We start from the raw sequence: 2173 nt of genomic DNA on the forward strand, positions 1-2173 counted from the left end.
CCAAAACAGAGACAAGGATCATGCAGGAACTGAAGAAAGAGACCGAGATCATTCGGGACCAGAGCAATCCGGTGCGGTTCTACAACTACAGTTATGTGAAAGAGATCCTGGAGAAGAAGCACAAAGTGCATGTGTCTTTGCCGACGATCATTGATCGGGCGAAAAAAATGGGTATTACCAACAACGGCCCGCTCGCAAGGCCCATGACCGGGAGGTCCTGACCAACTATGTGGGAGAACTTCTCCAGCATGACACCTCCTACCATCTGTGGTCCCCTCTGGCACAAACCAAGTGGTATCTCATCACGACCATCGACGATCACAGCCGGCGGATCTTGTATGGAGATCTGTGGGAGAAGGAGACCACCTGGACCCATATCCTGGCTCAGAAGGCCGTCCTGACTCAGTTTGGTTGTCCGTTGAAGTACTACGTCGATAATCACTCGATCTTTCGCTATGTGGAGAAACGAGACCGTGTGTGGAGGAAGTTTGAGACCACCGAAGAGCAAGCCTTGGTCCAGTGGAAAGAGGTTCTCAAAGACTTACGCATCGAGGTGGTTTATGCCTTGAGTCCTGCCGCCAAAGGAAAAGTGGAGAGGCCCTACCAATGGCTGCAGGATCACCTGGTAAGGACCTGTGTCCGGGAGGGAATCACGAGCATCGATCAAGCTCGGCAAGTACTCTATGAAGAGCTGCATCGGTACAATTACAAACGGGTTCACTCTACTACCGGGGAAATCCCGGTCCTTCGCTATGAAAAGGCCCTTGAGGAAAACAGAGGCCTGTTTCGCAGATTCGAAATCCCCCGGCCTTATCAGACTCTTGATGATATTTTCTGTTACCGATTTAAAAGGACGGTGGACCCTTATCGAAAGGTCTCCTGGAACACTCTGAAGTTCAGCGTTTCGGGTGTTCCGATTCGTGAAGAGGTGGAACTGCGGATCAGTTTAACCCTCCAAACCCGGCTGGCCCTGATTCGGTTCTGGTATCAGGACAAGCTTGTGGGACAACAACAAGTCAAGGCAGAGGACCTCAAGAAAGTGCACTTTTGAACTTTCAAGAGTGCACTTTTAAAATTTTCCCAACACGACCCTACTCCCGACAAGTGAAGAACTGTCACCCGCTTGACAAGCGCCCGCTCCATGTAGTTTCGTGCTGTGCTGTGTCCCGCTTGGAGCCGATTAACGAATGATGAAACGCGCGGTCTGACTGCAACATGTGCCGTTTGAGGGGCCGGGGGCCTTTGCCGGTCTTCTGGAGAAGCGCGGGTATCAGGTGGAGCGGCACCTGGTGCCTAAGGTCGGGCTGCCCAAGGAGGCAGGAGATTTTCTCCTCGTCATGGGCGGGCCTATGTCGGTCAACGATCCCGATGCCTGGATCAAGGAGGAGATCGACTTTATCAAGAAGGCGGTTCAGGCCGGGATGTCGGTCCTGGGTGTCTGTCTCGGCGCGCAACTGATGGCCCGTGCGTTGGGCGCGCCGGTACGTCCGGGGCGCGGTCTTGAGCTTGGGATGACCAAGCTGCGGGTGATGGCTGAAGGAAAATCTGACCCGTGGGTCGGCTCGCTTCCAGACCCCTTCGAGGCCTTCGAATGGCATGGGGAGGTCTTCGAGCTTCCTGCCGGAGCCGTCCCGCTGGCCTCCTCCGAGTTATGTCCCCTCCAGGCTTTTCGCTTCGGATTGAAGGCCTATGGCCTCCTGTTCCACCTGGAAATCGAACGGACCGGAATCGAGGCTCTGTGCCGCGAGTGTCCTGAAGATCTGCGCCGCGCCAAGAAGGAAGCCGCTGCGCTCATCCGGGACTCGGAGCCTCATCTCCCTCACATGCAGACCTGGGCGGACCGGCTGATTGCCCACCTGACTGCTCCCAACGCCCCCGGACATTGATTGCCGGCCTGCAACTGAAGTAACCTGTCTGGGCAATAACCGTAGCAAGTGGGCAAGTGACCAAGGTTGCAAGCTGACAAGTTGCAAGTAACCAAGTAACAAGTTTCGGACCCTTGCGACTTGGTCACTTGTGCACTTGCCACTTGAGACCTGCGACTTGCTACTTGTGAGCATGAAAGAGAGAAAGGAGCCTGTTCGCATGGCCGGATTTCCGATAGAGTACGCCAGCCGGATCAAGACCCTGCCGCCCTATCTCTTTGCGTCGATCGATGAGATGAAGAAGAAGG

Annotated in this window: 3 protein-coding genes; all 3 read left to right on the forward strand. The window is 54.9% G+C overall.

Annotation, left to right across the window (positions count from 1 at the left end):
- Positions 1–20: 20 nt before the first annotated feature.
- Complete coding sequence (locus tag HY913_08755; GenBank protein MBI4963354.1) at positions 21–221, forward strand: hypothetical protein; 201 nt, start codon at positions 21–23, stop codon at positions 219–221.
- Between the two features lie 8 nt (positions 222–229).
- The gene (locus HY913_08760) at positions 230–1051 is read left to right on the forward strand and encodes a DDE-type integrase/transposase/recombinase (protein ID MBI4963355.1); all 822 of its coding nucleotides are present in this window, start codon (positions 230–232) and stop codon (positions 1049–1051) included.
- Positions 1052–1289: 238 nt separating this feature from the next.
- The gene (locus HY913_08765; GenBank protein ID MBI4963356.1) at positions 1290–1886 is read left to right on the forward strand and encodes a type 1 glutamine amidotransferase; all 597 of its coding nucleotides are present in this window, start codon (positions 1290–1292) and stop codon (positions 1884–1886) included.
- Positions 1887–2173: the final 287 nt, after the last annotated feature.

It is taken from the genome of Desulfomonile tiedjei, from assembly GCA_016212925.1.
Classification (GTDB): domain Bacteria; phylum Desulfobacterota; class Desulfomonilia; order Desulfomonilales; family Desulfomonilaceae; genus JACRDF01.

Coding starts and splice junctions, on each gene's coding strand:
- HY913_08755 (MBI4963354.1), top strand. CDS start 21: ATGCAGGAACTGAAGAAAGAGACCGAGATCATTCGGGACCAGAGCAAT.